The organism is Burkholderia sp. RF7-non_BP4 (assembly GCF_001521935.1).
GTDB classification, from domain to species: domain Bacteria; phylum Pseudomonadota; class Gammaproteobacteria; order Burkholderiales; family Burkholderiaceae; genus Burkholderia; species Burkholderia diffusa.
This window is the reverse complement of record NZ_LOTA01000078.1, coordinates 52,622-64,054: the sequence shown is the minus strand read 5'-3', so window position 1 is coordinate 64,054 and position 11,433 is coordinate 52,622. Positions and strand designations below refer to the sequence as shown.

Here is an 11,433-nt window from a genome sequence, read left to right as displayed (position 1 = left end):
TTCGGTGTGCCGCCGTTACTGGACGAACGCGCCGACCGTGAAGAACGGGTTGACCTTGTTGTTGTTGACGACCATCGCGTAGATGTTCCCGGCCGTCACGAGCCAGCCGGTGTCGCCCTTGCTGAAGATCGCCACGTTGCCGTTCGCCCCCTTCGCGTTGAAGTCCTGCGAAGCCGTGACCTTGATCTTGCCGGGCGTGGCCTGCGTGTAGTCGAGCGCGAACTGCGACGTGACCGACGACGTCTGCGGGTCGATGAACGCCGCGGTGGCGCCCTGGAACAGCGTCGACGTGTAGTTCGCGGCCATCGTCGATACGGCGGTACCGTCGTTGCAACTGCCGGCCTGTGCCAGGAAGAAGGTGCCGTCGAAGGTGCCGGGCAGATCCGGATGCGGGATGTTGTTGTTGAAGCTCGGCCCCGCCGTCGCGATCGCGAACGTCGCTGTGCTGGGCGCCACGACACCGCACGCCGATGCGCTCGTTGCGCCGATGAAACCGCCCTTCAACGAATTGGCCGCGACGGCCGTGGTCCGCGACAGCATCGAGATCCCGACCTCGGCATCGGCGACCGACGCCAGCAGGTTGCTCGCGTCGATATGCGTGTAGCCCACGCGAATCACGACCGGCACCAGCACGCCGTTCAGCTTGCCGACGATCATGATGCCCTTCGCCTGACTCGGCGCGACGATGACGATCGCCGAGCCCTGCCCCGCGAACGGATAGATGAGGCTGCCGCCCGCGTTCGCCAGCGGATGGCTCACGAACACGTTGTCGGACGAACCGTCCGCGTTCTTGCGCAACGCCCACGGCGTTCCGGTGGTCTGGCACGAGTAGTCGCTGCCTGCCGTGATGGTGCACGAGCCGTCGGCATTGAACGTCTGGTTCCAGTTGACGACGTCGGGTTGCCAGCCGACCGCCCCCGTGCTGCTCTGCGCGCTGCCGCCGACCGGCGACAGGTGGATGCCGAGTTCGTTGTAATTCCCGGCGACCTTCGAGAAGTCGGTTTCGGTGTCGGTGAAGCCGATGAACGGATAGAAATCGAAGGTGCGCGACGGCACGGTGCCGAGCACGACGCCGGGGAACGGCTCGAGACCGGCGAACGCGATCGTCGCACCCGGAATCCCGCCGCCGACCACCCCGTTGCCGACGAACAGCATCGGCGGATCCGCGCGATTGATCGTCACCGCATACGCGCCGTCGCTCGTCGCGCCGCTGTCGAGCACGAACGCGCAGCGGTTCTGCTCGGCGGTCGGCAGATTGGTCGGATGGTGGAATGCGCCACTGATCGTCAGGCCCGCGCGCGTGTCGTTGACCTGCCCCGCCGACGTCGGCACCGACGATTCGATGAACTGCATCTGGTAGGTGAGCTTCGTCGTGTCGAACTTCACCTTCACGTATTCGCCGCTGCCGGCGCCCCCCGTGTAGGTCGTCGTGTAGTCGAGCGAATCCGGGCACAGCTTCGTCACGACGGGCGGCGTCGTTTCCGCGCCGCTCGGCCCGCATGCGCTGCCCGAGCACTGCGGCACGTTGATCGGGCCCGGATCGTCGCCGCCGCCGCAACCGGCAACGAACGGCAGCGCCAGCACGGCGCACGACAGGATCGCCTTCCGCCAATCAGGAATGCAAAGCATCAACCCCTCCTCGTGAGGTAAGACAGGTCTCGCCCGAACGGGCTGCGTGGCCCGCCGGTTGGTATCGCGCCGTCGCGACGACGCGCGGCGCATGACGATGCGCGCAATGCGCGCCGCGTCGCCGGTCACGCGAATGCGATCAGGACCGACGCGGCAGGCAAGCGCTATCCGGCGCCGCCGTCATGCGGCACGGCGCCATCGGGGAAATCGAAATGGAATGTGATGCGTCGCTACAGCGACAACGCGATGCGATGACGCAGGCAGCACGCGATGCACGTCGTGCCCGCATCCGGCGAAAAGCAGGAAAACGGCGATGCGACAAGGCCCTCGGATAGGCGTCTCATGTATTGGTCTCCGTACGTACGCTTGATTCGTTATCGTGATGCGTCGTTTGTCGAGACTATGAGCGGACGCTACGCACAAGTAAATGGATGCAGAGTTCCAAACGTGCCGAACCGCGCGATCCTAGTGCGAGCATGGTATTTGACAGTTTTTCAAACAGCCTTCAATTTATTTGCTCAGACAAATACCCGAGCTGTATAACGCGCGTTTGAATGTCGGCGGTCGACCTCGTGCAAGGCCCGGCGTGCGGGCCTTCGGCGACCGCACGCATGCCGCGGCGCAAGCTCACACGTCGATGATCGCGAGCGTGCCGTGACTGCCCGGCAGCACCGCGTGGCGCAAGCCGGCGACCGCGAGGTACATCTGCCCGGCCTCGACGACGACCGTCTTCGCGTCGACCTCGAGCATCAGCCTGCCGTCGAGCACCAGCAGCCCTTCGTTGTAGTCGTGCACTTCCGCTTCGTACGGCTGCGCGTCCATGCGCAGCACCTTGATCCGGGCGGGCCCGACTTCGCCGACGATCGTGGATTTCCATGCAACGGCCTGCGCGGCCGCGACGGACTTGAAATCGATCAAAGACATACGCTTCGCTCCGGGACGTGAAAGGAACGCATTATCGCGAGCGCGGCGCACGCCGTCCCGGTACGGCGCGACGGCGTTCGGGCGGCACAGTCGGCCTGCTGCGCGCCACGCTGCCGCGCGCAAGCGCGATCATTGCCCGATTGCCCGAAAACCGCACGCATTGTTCGCCCGATTCAAATAAAGCATCGCTTTATTGAATGACTCGCACACATTTTCCGCAAATCCGGCACCCGCGTCGCACGTCCTTTGCGTCGAAATGCATTTCCATCTTCCGATTGCTAATATGGCGGTCCTGCGATCCCGCACCACAACGCCGTTCGACATGACGCCCGTTCGCCATGCCGCGCCCGACACCGGCCGCTTCGCAGCGGCGGCGCCGGGCACGCGCGGCGCGCAGCGTCGAACCGACCGGCCGTGCCATCCGTGAGCATGCAACCGATCCTTTCCGTCTCCGACCTCTCCAAGACTTACGCGTCCGGCTTCCAGGCGCTGAAGCACGTGACCCTCGACATCCGCCCCGGCGAGATCTTCGCGCTGCTCGGGCCGAACGGCGCGGGCAAGACCACGCTGATCGGCTCGATCTGCGGCATCGTCACGCCGACCGAAGGCCGCGTGACGGTCGGCGGGCACGACATCCGCGATCAATACCGCGCCGCCCGCGAAATGATCGGCCTCGTGCCGCAGGAGCTGACGACCGACGCGTTCGAAACCGTCTGGGCGACCGTGTCGTTCAGCCGCGGCCTGTTCGGCAAGGCGCCCGATCCCGCGCACATCGAGAAGACGCTGAAGGCACTGTCGCTGTGGGAAAAGCGCGACAACAAGCTGATGACGCTCTCGGGCGGCATGAAGCGCCGCGTGATGATCGCGAAGGCGCTGTCGCACGAGCCGCGCATCCTGTTCCTCGACGAACCGACGGCCGGCGTCGACGTCGAGCTGCGCCGCGACATGTGGAAGCTGGTCGACTCGCTGCGCGAAAGCGGCGTGACGATCCTGCTGACCACGCACTACATCGAGGAAGCCGAGGAAATGGCCGACCGGATCGGCATCATCCTCGGCGGCGAGCTCGTGCTCGTCGAAGAGAAACGCGAGCTGATGCGCAAGCTCGGCAAGAAGCAGTTGACGGTGCAGCTCGAGCATCCGCTCGCGACCGTGCCGGGCGAACTCGCCGCGTTCGGGCTCGAACGCGCTGACGACGGCACCGCGCTCGTCTACACGTACGACTCGCAGCGCGACGACGCGAGCATCGCGAAGCTGATCAACGCGCTCGGCTCGGCCGGCATCGGCTTTCGCGACCTGCATACGACGCAGAGCTCGCTCGAAGACATTTTCGTCAGCCTGATCGACAACCGCCGCAACGGCACACAAGGGGCCTAACGCACATGGCGAACTGGAATTTCCACGGCATCCGCGCGATCTACCGCGCCGAAATGGCCCGCACGCGCCGCACGCTGATGCAGAGCATCATCGCACCGGTGATCTCGACGTCGCTGTACTTCGTCGTGTTCGGCTCGGCGATCGGCTCGCGCATCAGCGACGTGAACGGGATCGGCTACGGGTCGTTCATCGTGCCTGGCCTCGTGATGCTGTCGCTGCTGTCGCAGAGCATCTCGAACGCATCGTTCGGCATCTACTTCCCGCGCTTCACGGGTACGATCTACGAGATATTGTCCGCGCCCGTGTCGTACTGGGAGATCGTGATCGCGTACGTGGGTGCGGCCGCGTCGAAGTCGTTGCTGCTCGGGTTGATCATCCTCGCGACGGCCGGCCTGTTCGTACCGCTGCACATCCTGCATCCGTTCTGGATGGTGCTGTTCCTCGTGCTGACGTCGATCACCTTCAGCCTGTTCGGCTTCGTGATCGGCATCTGGGCCGACAGCTTCGAGAAGCTGCAGCTCGTGCCGCTCCTGATCATCACGCCGCTCACGTTCCTCGGCGGCAGCTTCTATTCGGTCGACATGCTGCCGCCCGCATGGCGCATCGTCACGCTGTTCAACCCGATCGTCTATCTGATCAGCGGCTTCCGCTGGTCGTTCTACGGGCTGGCCGACGTGCACGTGGGGATCAGCCTCGCGGCCACCTCGCTGTTCCTCGCGATCCTGCTCGCGATCGTCGCGTGGATGTTCCGCACCGGCTACAAGCTGAAGAACTGACGCGGCGCGCCACGGGGTTGCCCCGGTTCGCGGATCCGGAGCGGCGCTGCTAGACTGGATCGGAAGATCGACTGCCGCCGTCTGCCGCACCGCAACGCGCGGTGCGCGGGCGGCGCGGCGCCCGCCCCCTTCCCTGCGCGAGGATCCCCGATGAGCGCCTCCCGAATCGACGCCGTCCGCGACGGCCTGTTTCGCGCCACGTCCTACGTCGACACGCTGAACCTGAGCTTCAGCCAGTTCTTCGTACGATCGTCGCACGGCGACGTGCTGTGCGTCGAAACGGGCACGCGCTCCAACTTCACGCAACTGAGCGCGGCGCTCGACACCGTCGGCATCGCGCCGTCGATGGTCAGCAACGTGATCGTCCCGCACTTCGAGGCCGACGAAATGGGCGCGCTGCCCGACTTCCTCGCGGCCAACCCGGCGCTCGTCGCGTACGGACATCCGATGTGTACATGGGGGCTCGCCGACGTGTTCGGCGTACGCGCGATTCCGTTGAAGGACGGCGAGCCGACGACGCTGTCGGGCATCGACGTCGTGCCGGTCTTCACGAAGCACGTGCATCAGTGGGACGCGCTGGTCGTGTATCTGCCGGCGTACAAGGCACTGCTGTCGTCGGATATCCTGATGCGCTTCGGCAGGGAGGAGACCGACGACCCGCTGCCGGCGATCCTCGACGCGATCACGGGCTCGGACTACCTGCCGTCGCTCGCGCACCTGGCGAGCGCGCTGCGCCGCATCCAGGCGCTCGATCTCGACATCATCCTGCCGATGCACGGCCCGGCGATCACGCACGACATTGCGCGCGTGATCGCCGGTGTGATCGCGTATTGCGAAACCGCCACCGCGTAGCGTACGCAAGCGGCGGCACAAACCGTGGTGGAAACGGGGCCGGTCAGGCGCCGGTGACGACGAACTCTTCGGCCGCCTTGCGCTGGACCGCGGCCATCACTGCGAGTTCGCGCTTGCTGCGCGCATCGCCGGACACGATGCCCGTCGCATGCTTCGCTTTCGCACCCAGCGGGAAAAACACGAACGACGCGCCGTCCGGCGCTGCCGGCTCAGCACGCAAACGCTTGTTCAGAATCTTCAGGTATTTCTTCTTCGAGACTTCTTTAGCAGCCATGGCACCCTCCGCGTGAACGTCGTGAGGATCAGCATACCAGTTTTGACGAGGGGGTCGGCCAGCATGCCCGTCAGCGGCGCAACGGCTTTTTTTCACGCCGATGTCGATTTTGCGTTGCGTCGCCCGTCGTACCATTGCAAGCACGGGCCGGCCTTCCGACATGGCCGTCCCGCAGACCCCACGTTGCGAACCGAGGAGGAACCGCAATGCGCGTCCTGGTAATCGTCAAAGCCACCGCCGATTCCGAATCCGGCCGGATGCCCGACCCTGAAATGATCGCCGCGATGAGCCGCTTCAACGAGGAGCTGGCGAAGGCCGGCATCCTGCTGGCCGCCGACGGGTTGCACCCGAGCATGCGCGGCAAGCGCGTCCACTTTGCCGGCAAGAACCGCACCGTCATCGACGGCCCGTTCGCCGAAACGAAGGAACTCGTCGCCGGCTTCTGGCTGTGGCGTGTGAAATCGATGGAAGAAGCGATCGAATGGGTGAAGCGCTGCCCGAATCCGATGCCCGGTGACTCCGACATCGAAATCCGCCCGCTGTTGGAAGCCGAGGACTTCAGCCCGGCATTCACGGCCGAACTGCAGGCGCTGAAAGCGACGCTGAGCGCGCAAGCCGAGGCAGGCAAGCGCACGTAAGCCGTGCGGCGTCAGGCGGCTCCGCATGAGCGCCGGGCGCCGCCCCTACCCGCCGACGCGAACGCGGCTCACGCGCGGTTGCGCGGCGCCGCGAGCCGCTCGACCGCCCCACCGGTCACGTCCCTGAACATCCCGGCATTGCCGTACGCCCGCGCGGCAAGCATCGCGCCATAGACCAACGACACGAACGTCGCGGCCTCGGTCTGCACCGACACGCCCGGCAGCACCACGCCATCTTTCACCCCCGTGTCGAGCACGCGCACCAGCCATGCGGCAAGATCGTCGAAATGCGCCCTCACCGCTCGCGCGACTTCGTCGGGCAGCGCCGGCAACTCCGCGCCGAGCATGCCGGCGACGCAGAACGGCGCGCTGTCGTCCGCGATGCAACGTTCCCAGTAGCCGATGTATGCGCGCATCTGCACCAGCGCGTCGGCACCGCTCGCGTCGAGTAATGCCATGTCGGCATCGAATTTCGCCTGCGACTGCTGCAGTACGGCGACCGCCAGATCCGCCTTCGTCGGAAAGTGGTGGTGAATGCTCGCCTTCCGGATGTCAATCGCGTCGGCGATGTCGGCATAACTGAACCCGCTGTAGCCGCGCCGCATGATCAGTTGCCGCCCGGCTTCGAGAATGCGGGCCGCCGTGCTGTCCCCAGATACCGTCATATCTATCTACCATCTAGTCGGATGAAAAAACACGGATAGTTTACCTCCCTGAGATACTCTTTTCCAGCCGCGATTTCTCCTTGAAGATTATCCTACCTACTAGTAGGATGCATTCATCGACAGAACAAGACGCCTGTCGATATTCGACGGTTCCCCACCCTGTCTTCCTTCTGGAGAATGAAAATGAAGCGCTTTTCCCAAGTCCGCCGGATCGCCGCGGCATTCGCCTTGACCGCCGCCGCACTCGGCTCGCACGCGGCCGTCGCCGCCCCCGTCAAGAACGTCGTGCTGGTTCATGGCTACTTCGCCGACGGCTCGGGCTGGCAAGCCGTCTCGAACATCCTGACGCGTGATGGCTACAAGGTTTCCGTCGTGCAGCAGCCGGAAACGTCGTTCGACGACGACGTGAAGGCAACCCGGCGCGTCGTCGACGCGCAGGACGGCCCGAGCATCCTCGTCGGCCACAGCTACGGCGGTGCGGTGATCACCGAAGCCGGCAACGACGACAAGGTCGCGGGCCTCGTCTACGTGGCGGCATTCCAGCCCGACACCGGCGAAAGCCCGCTCGAGCTGACGAAGAAGACGCCGCCCGCGACAAAAGCGATCAAGGCGACCGAAGACGGCCACTTGTATTTCGACGAAGCGTCGTTCCATGCCGACTTCGCGGCCGACGTGCCGGCCGCCGAAGCGAAATTCATGGCGATCTCGCAAGTGACGCCGGCGGCGCAGTCGTTCGGTGTGCCGATCACGCATGCCGCATGGCGGACCAAACCGAGCTGGGCGGTGGTCGCCACCGCGGACCGCGCGATCAACCCCGAGCTCGAACGCTTCATGACGCAACGCGCCGGCAGCAAGACGATCGAACTCAAGTCGAGCCACGTCGCCTACATCTCGCATCCCGCTGAAGTCGCGAAGCTGATCGAACAGGCAGCCAGGGGTGCCGGCAAGGAGTAAGCGTGCGGGCTGGCACGTGCCGGACTGGGCGCTCGCGCGCTGTGCCGGCTTCGAAACGATCGCCGGCTGCGGGCACCTGATACCGGCCGAGCGGCCCGCCGCGTTCCGGGAGGCGCTGACGCGCTGTCTCGGCTGACGCGGCGGCCGCCGGACTGCGCGCCCGCCACCTGACAACTCGTAGGATTCGCCGAAATTTGGCTGAAAGGCACGGTTGCTAGAGTCGCCAAACAGGGTTTTCCCGATGCCCGACTGCCGAACGGAAACGACACATGCGAGGCTCCATGAACCTGATCCGCGCGTTCTGGCTACTGCTGCTGCTCGCTGCCGCGGGCCCGGCCCTCGCTTATCAGGCGCGGGTCGTCGCGATTCCGAGTGCCGCGATGAACCAGACGCTGAAGGCGACCGTCGTGCTGCCCGACGACTACGCACGCCTGCGCCACGGCCCGGAACGCGGCGTCGAGCGCTTTCCGGTCGTCTACCTGTTGCACGGCTCCGGCGGCGACCACACCGACTGGACCGCGAACACGCACATCGCCGCGTTGGCCGATCGCTACCGCGTGATCCTCGTGATGCCCGACGGCGGGCATGAAAGCTGGTACATCGACAGCCCGTTCGATTCGGGCAGCCGCTACGAAACCTTCGTCGGCGACGAAGTCGTGTCGTATGTCGACATGCACTTCAGAACGATCGCGACCAAGGGCGCGCGCGCCATCACCGGGCTCAGCATGGGCGGCTTCGGCGCGCTGCGCATCGCGCTCGACCGGGCCGACACCTTCGGCGCGGTCGGCAGCATCAGCGGCGCGGTCGATCCGCGCTGCTGCGAGGACGAACCGGGCATCGACCACGTATTCGGCGACCCCGGCCGCCATCCGTCATTCTGGAACCGCAACGCGATCGTCGAAAACGCGCGCGCGTTCGTCCGCGCGCATCTGGACCTGACGATCGACTGCGGCCGCGACGACTCGTTCGTCGGCTCGAACCGCACGCTGCATCAACGACTCGTCGCGCTCGGCGTGCCGCACGACTATGCGGAGCGTCCGGGCGGACATACATGGGACTACTGGGCGCACGCGATCCGCTACCAGATGCAGTTCTTCGCGACGTCGTTCCAGCACGGCGGCTACGCGTAGCATCCGGTCGGCGCGACACGGCATAAGCAGAAGTGAAAGTGGAAGCCGCGAATCGAGTTCAGTTGCCGTGCGCCGCGTCGGCGCTCACCACGCGATCGAAGCACTCCTGCGCACGCGCCAGTTCGTCGAGCGCGCGATCGAGGCGCGACATCGCACGCGCATATTCGGCCGACGAGACGTCGTCGTCGCTTTCGCCGCGCACGGCGCGAAACGCCTGGTCGACGTTGCGCGTCGCTTCGACGAAGCGTTGAGCCGCCTGGGCTTCCCGCGAACAGATGTGGGTCGACATCGACACTTCTCCCTCAGGATTGCAGCGTGAAGCAAGCCGACGCACCACCGTACGTGGTGCGCATGTCGGCGGCATGAACGACGTCGAGCAGCCTGTCGACATACGCGCGACCGCGCGGCACGCTTCGTGGCGATTGTCGCGCGACGCTTGCCGATCCGCTACGGCGAGATTGCAACAAATTCTTGCGCACGCGGCGATGGCGGCCACATGCATGCGTATCGTTGCACGCACATTCAGCGATCCTGCTTCGCGTCACGCGCCGCACATGCGCGGCGAGTACGTCATGCGCGCCCGATGCGCGGATGCGCGAGGCCGCCGAACGCGGCCGCTTCGCCGGGCGACAGATCGAACAGATCGCCGGTGAGCTCGCGCGGATGCTCGACCGTGGGCCGGCTGCGCAGTCGCGCGCCATGCGCGGGCGCGACGTAGGCGGCCGCCGTTTCGATCGGCGGCACGTCGAACAGGTCGCGCGTGACGCCGCGCACGGCATCGGTCGGCGAACGGCCGCGCAAGCGCGCGACCAGCTCGACGAAGCGATCGAAATCGCCGGCGCGCGTCGCCTTGTTCACCTCGGCAAGATCGCGCGCCTTCAACACGCACGGCTGCGCGAGCCGCACGAAATACGGCGCCTCGAGCTCGACCGAAAGCGCGAGCGGATAGCTCTTGCCGGTTTGTTCCTTCGCGCGCCCGATGCAGTCGACCACGGCCGCGCCCTGCGCGACGCCGAGCGGCTTGCCCGTGCTCACGCTGCGCAGGTGATCGGGAAATACGCGCAGTTGCGTGCCGACCGTCAGTGCGGTGGACGATGCGCAGACGAGTGCGTAGTGCTGTTCGCGCCGCCGGCCCGACGGCAGCGTCGAGCGGCTCGCGATGAACGTGTGCGGCGGCAGCGGCCGCACCTGGCCGCTGGCGTCGACCCATGCATTCCACAGCAGCGCGTCCTCGCGCCTGCGCTCGCCCGGCCGCGAGCGCGACGCGACCGGCGAAAACAGCGCGAGCAGCGAGCCCGTGCGATGCGCGGCGACTTGCGCGCTGCTGCCGAGCGGCTGGTTGATCCCCCACAGAAAACGCCCGCCCCCGAGCCGGCGCTCCCATTCCTTGCGGAGCACGACGGTCGGCAGTTCCTCGCCGGACTCGGTACCGATCTTCGTCCAGCAGAACGTGGGAGGGAGGTGTTTCAGTGTCATCAACTTTCTCGGGATACAGCCTCGCTGGTGACAGCAAGCCCATTCAACAACCGTAACTGTATAGGTATAATGCATCGCATGGAAGCCCCGGACCACGATTTTCCTGTACAAGATCTGTTACGCCGTCTGATGGCGGACACGCGCTCGTCCAGCGAAATTGCGCGGCTTTCCGGCGTCAGCCAGCCGACCGTGTCGCGCCTTCGGCTATCGAACGGGCACCGGCTGCGACGCAGCGCGCCATTCAACAAGCTATGCAGTTTCTATGGCGTCGATACCGGCCCGGCGCGCCGCCGGTACAACGACCTGCTGCGCGACGCGATCGTCGACGCCTGGGACGGCTCCGACGAGCACGGGCGCGCGCTGCTGGTCGTGATTCAAGGGTTGAAGGATCTGCAGGCGAAGGCCGACGACGGGTGACCTCACCTGCGTTCATGAATGGAACGAAGGCTGAAAGCACGAGCGAGCGGGCGACGGCGAAGACGATTCGTCATCGCCCGTTTTGCATCGGCCGATGCGACGCGAAGCGGCGGCCGGCGCATCGCCAAACACACGCCCCGCCAGCACACCCCACGCGCCGCATCGATGGCGCTTCAAATATTTTTTACTCACAGTTAAAAAAGTTTGACACGCCGTTTTCACTGAGATAACTTTTGCGCAAGCTTCCGGAAAGCAAACGCGAACCGGCAAGCCATCACGATGCGCGGCGCGGCCGAAACCGCCGATCCGTTTCATTCCGTCGCC

At 65.6% G+C, this 11,433-nt stretch carries 14 protein-coding genes and 1 pseudogene; 8 read left to right on the top strand and 7 right to left on the bottom strand.

What is annotated here, in order from left to right; genetic code table 11:
• Positions 1-15: 15 nt before the first annotated feature.
• Positions 16-1,629: a DUF2957 domain-containing protein gene (locus WS49_RS24475; protein WP_059534139.1), complete on the bottom strand. Its 1,614-nt coding sequence runs from the start codon at positions 1,627-1,629 to the stop codon at positions 16-18.
• Positions 1,630-2,256: 627 nt separating this feature from the next.
• On the bottom strand, positions 2,257-2,553 hold the full coding sequence (locus WS49_RS24470) for a cupin domain-containing protein (RefSeq protein WP_059534137.1): 297 nt from the start codon (positions 2,551-2,553) through the stop codon (positions 2,257-2,259).
• A gap of 429 nt (positions 2,554-2,982) precedes the next feature.
• Here WS49_RS24470 and WS49_RS24465 point away from each other — a divergent pair, with 429 nt between their 5' ends.
• The 3 genes from WS49_RS24465 (at position 2,983) to WS49_RS24455 (ending at position 5,555) form a co-directional block, all read left to right on the top strand.
• Entirely contained in the window at positions 2,983-3,927 is a 945-nt protein-coding gene (locus tag WS49_RS24465; protein WP_059534136.1) for an ABC transporter ATP-binding protein, read from the top strand.
• 5 nt (positions 3,928-3,932) lie between these two features.
• Positions 3,933-4,703 carry an ABC transporter permease gene (locus tag WS49_RS24460; RefSeq protein WP_059534134.1) on the top strand — a complete coding sequence of 257 codons (771 nt, stop codon included), beginning with the start codon at positions 3,933-3,935 and terminating at the stop codon, positions 4,701-4,703.
• A 150-nt stretch (positions 4,704-4,853) separates the two neighbouring features.
• Positions 4,854-5,555: an MBL fold metallo-hydrolase gene (locus WS49_RS24455; RefSeq protein ID WP_059534132.1), complete on the top strand. Its 702-nt coding sequence runs from the start codon at positions 4,854-4,856 to the stop codon at positions 5,553-5,555.
• Between the two features lie 43 nt (positions 5,556-5,598).
• On the opposite strand, the gene WS49_RS24450 is transcribed toward WS49_RS24455, so the two are convergent.
• On the bottom strand, positions 5,599-5,829 hold the full coding sequence (locus WS49_RS24450) for a hypothetical protein (RefSeq protein ID WP_059534130.1): 231 nt from the start codon (positions 5,827-5,829) through the stop codon (positions 5,599-5,601).
• Positions 5,830-6,035: 206 nt separating this feature from the next.
• On the opposite strand from WS49_RS24450, the gene WS49_RS24445 reads away from it, so the two are divergent.
• Positions 6,036-6,467, top strand: coding sequence for a YciI family protein (locus tag WS49_RS24445; protein WP_059534128.1), 432 nt, complete (start codon positions 6,036-6,038; stop codon positions 6,465-6,467).
• Between the two features lie 68 nt (positions 6,468-6,535).
• Here the strand turns inward: WS49_RS24445 and WS49_RS24440 are convergent, their stop codons facing one another.
• A complete protein-coding gene (locus WS49_RS24440; protein WP_059534119.1) occupies positions 6,536-7,132 on the bottom strand; it encodes a TetR/AcrR family transcriptional regulator in 597 nt (198 codons plus the stop codon).
• 183 nt (positions 7,133-7,315) lie between these two features.
• On the opposite strand from WS49_RS24440, the gene WS49_RS24435 reads away from it, so the two are divergent.
• The 3 genes and pseudogenes from WS49_RS24435 to WS49_RS24430 all read left to right on the top strand — a co-directional run bounded on the left by WS49_RS24435 (position 7,316) and on the right by WS49_RS24430 (position 9,216).
• Entirely contained in the window at positions 7,316-8,086 is a 771-nt protein-coding gene (locus WS49_RS24435) for an alpha/beta hydrolase (RefSeq protein WP_059534349.1), read from the top strand.
• A pseudogene (locus WS49_RS34085) lies at positions 8,085-8,222 on the top strand (alpha/beta fold hydrolase); the annotation flags it as partial. The gene WS49_RS24435 and the pseudogene WS49_RS34085, both read left to right, overlap by 2 nt.
• A gap of 145 nt (positions 8,223-8,367) precedes the next feature.
• Entirely contained in the window at positions 8,368-9,216 is an 849-nt protein-coding gene (locus tag WS49_RS24430; RefSeq protein ID WP_179949106.1) for an alpha/beta hydrolase, read from the top strand.
• A gap of 58 nt (positions 9,217-9,274) precedes the next feature.
• Here the strand turns inward: WS49_RS24430 and WS49_RS24425 are convergent, their stop codons facing one another.
• Positions 9,275-9,505, bottom strand: a complete 231-nt coding sequence (locus WS49_RS24425; RefSeq protein ID WP_059534347.1) for a hypothetical protein — start codon at positions 9,503-9,505, stop codon at positions 9,275-9,277.
• Between the two features lie 281 nt (positions 9,506-9,786).
• Entirely contained in the window at positions 9,787-10,692 is a 906-nt protein-coding gene (locus tag WS49_RS24420; protein ID WP_059534115.1) for a hypothetical protein, read from the bottom strand.
• Between the two features lie 78 nt (positions 10,693-10,770).
• On the opposite strand from WS49_RS24420, the gene WS49_RS24415 reads away from it, so the two are divergent.
• On the top strand, positions 10,771-11,109 hold the full coding sequence (locus tag WS49_RS24415) for a helix-turn-helix domain-containing protein (protein ID WP_044844401.1): 339 nt from the start codon (positions 10,771-10,773) through the stop codon (positions 11,107-11,109).
• Between the two features lie 12 nt (positions 11,110-11,121).
• Here WS49_RS24415 and WS49_RS35285 read toward each other — a convergent pair whose 3' ends face one another.
• Positions 11,122-11,424: a hypothetical protein gene (locus WS49_RS35285; RefSeq protein ID WP_156441440.1), complete on the bottom strand. Its 303-nt coding sequence runs from the start codon at positions 11,422-11,424 to the stop codon at positions 11,122-11,124.
• Between the last annotated feature and the right edge of the window lie 9 nt (positions 11,425-11,433).

Coding starts and splice junctions, on each gene's coding strand:
- WS49_RS24465 (WP_059534136.1), top strand. CDS start 2,983: ATGCAACCGATCCTTTCCGTCTCCGACCTCTCCAAGACTTACGCGTCC.
- WS49_RS24460 (WP_059534134.1), top strand. CDS start 3,933: ATGGCGAACTGGAATTTCCACGGCATCCGCGCGATCTACCGCGCCGAA.
- WS49_RS24470 (WP_059534137.1), bottom strand. CDS start 2,553: ATGTCTTTGATCGATTTCAAGTCCGTCGCGGCCGCGCAGGCCGTTGCA.
- WS49_RS24415 (WP_044844401.1), top strand. CDS start 10,771: ATGGAAGCCCCGGACCACGATTTTCCTGTACAAGATCTGTTACGCCGT.
- WS49_RS24450 (WP_059534130.1), bottom strand. CDS start 5,829: ATGGCTGCTAAAGAAGTCTCGAAGAAGAAATACCTGAAGATTCTGAAC.
- WS49_RS24420 (WP_059534115.1), bottom strand. CDS start 10,692: ATGACACTGAAACACCTCCCTCCCACGTTCTGCTGGACGAAGATCGGT.
- WS49_RS24455 (WP_059534132.1), top strand. CDS start 4,854: ATGAGCGCCTCCCGAATCGACGCCGTCCGCGACGGCCTGTTTCGCGCC.
- WS49_RS24435 (WP_059534349.1), top strand. CDS start 7,316: ATGAAGCGCTTTTCCCAAGTCCGCCGGATCGCCGCGGCATTCGCCTTG.
- WS49_RS24430 (WP_179949106.1), top strand. CDS start 8,368: ATGAACCTGATCCGCGCGTTCTGGCTACTGCTGCTGCTCGCTGCCGCG.
- WS49_RS24440 (WP_059534119.1), bottom strand. CDS start 7,132: ATGACGGTATCTGGGGACAGCACGGCGGCCCGCATTCTCGAAGCCGGG.
- WS49_RS24475 (WP_059534139.1), bottom strand. CDS start 1,629: ATGCTTTGCATTCCTGATTGGCGGAAGGCGATCCTGTCGTGCGCCGTG.
- WS49_RS24425 (WP_059534347.1), bottom strand. CDS start 9,505: ATGTCGACCCACATCTGTTCGCGGGAAGCCCAGGCGGCTCAACGCTTC.
- WS49_RS24445 (WP_059534128.1), top strand. CDS start 6,036: ATGCGCGTCCTGGTAATCGTCAAAGCCACCGCCGATTCCGAATCCGGC.
- WS49_RS35285 (WP_156441440.1), bottom strand. CDS start 11,424: ATGAAACGGATCGGCGGTTTCGGCCGCGCCGCGCATCGTGATGGCTTG.